Origin of the sequence: Microcoleus sp. A003_D6, from assembly GCF_036702825.1 — a bacterium.
Taxonomy (GTDB): domain Bacteria; phylum Cyanobacteriota; class Cyanobacteriia; order Cyanobacteriales; family Microcoleaceae; genus Microcoleus.
Map to the genome: position 1 here is coordinate 1 of NZ_JAUBWA010000295.1, position 1,180 is coordinate 1,180.

Sequence of the window (1,180 nt, forward strand, 5' to 3'; positions counted from 1 at the left end):
TGGGCACGAGTGAACGAACCCTCCGTTTCACTCCGCCCAACATTTTCGCTACAATTTTCCTTAACCCAAGCGTATTGACTGATAAACTTCAGGGCGCGATTGTCGCCCCCTGAAATCAAATCCGGTAGCATCGGAATTATTAATATTACTCACAGCTTTCGACACGGCACTCGCCGTGTCCTCTATATCATGTCTGAGTGTAACCGGAATTGATATAACCCCAAAAGCAAAAATGATACCTAGCAATTAGGGCGGACAATATGCCCACCCTACATTTGCTAGATATCACTTTGATATCAGAGTTAAATTTTCAATACCCCCAGGGGAATTCGAATCCCCGTCGCATCCGTGAAAGGGATGTGTCCTAGGCCTCTAGACGATGGGGGCGCGTTGCGTTTGCTTGTGTTCCGCACCTTTATTACCTTAACTAATCTTTCCCAATCTGTCAACTACTTTGCGAAAGTTTTTTTTCTAGTCGTCCCAAAGCTGCTCGCAGTAGGCTTTGATGATGCTGGCGCAATTGCCGATCGCCCCCAAGCGAGCAATCTCGAACCCCCACGGGTGTTCTGGGTGGGGAAGCCCAAACAAGCGGCGCGGGGGACCTGGCCCAACTTCATGGCGATCGAAGCGTCGCTACTAAAACCGCTAATTGGCACCAACTGCACCTTTACACCCCCTGCTGTGGCTGCTGCGCGCAATTCCCCGTTCAATCCTTCACTCTAGTTGATAGTAGCCAGACTTTAAGACCCCACTGATAGAGTGAGGCCTTGGGACTGTTAAACGGGAATGCCTAAAAATGTACGTCAATGGTATGGGTTTCCGGGCGATTAACGAGTTAAGGGAGTCACGCTCATCAGCCTTCCTAATCGCAGTCATCAGTTTAACTGTCGTTACGCCCCTTTACAAACCTTAACAATACCGTTAATAATAGAAACATCATCCGAACATTGACAAATCAATAAAGCAATCATAAACAAATGACAACAACCTTACAGCAGCGCGAAAGCGCCAATCTGTGGTCGCAATTTTGCAACTGGGTCACATCCACCGACAACCGCATTTATGTAGGTTGGTTCGGCGTCTTGATGATCCCAACACTCTTGAGCGCCACCATCTGCTACATCATCGCCTTCATCGCAGCCCCTCCAGTGGACATCGACGGCATCCGCGAACCAGTAGC

At 48.9% G+C, this 1,180-nt stretch carries 1 tRNA gene and 2 pseudogenes; 1 reads left to right on the forward strand and 2 read right to left on the reverse strand.

Annotated features, from left to right (window positions below):
- Positions 1-314: 314 nt before the first annotated feature.
- A tRNA-Glu gene (locus tag QUB70_RS32530) sits at positions 315-387 on the reverse strand.
- Positions 388-471: 84 nt separating this feature from the next.
- A pseudogene (locus QUB70_RS32535) lies at positions 472-716 on the reverse strand (M42 family peptidase); the annotation flags it as partial.
- Positions 717-977: 261 nt separating this feature from the next.
- Between QUB70_RS32535 and QUB70_RS32540 the strand changes: the two are divergent.
- Positions 978-1,180: pseudogene (locus tag QUB70_RS32540) on the forward strand (photosystem II q(b) protein); the annotation flags it as partial.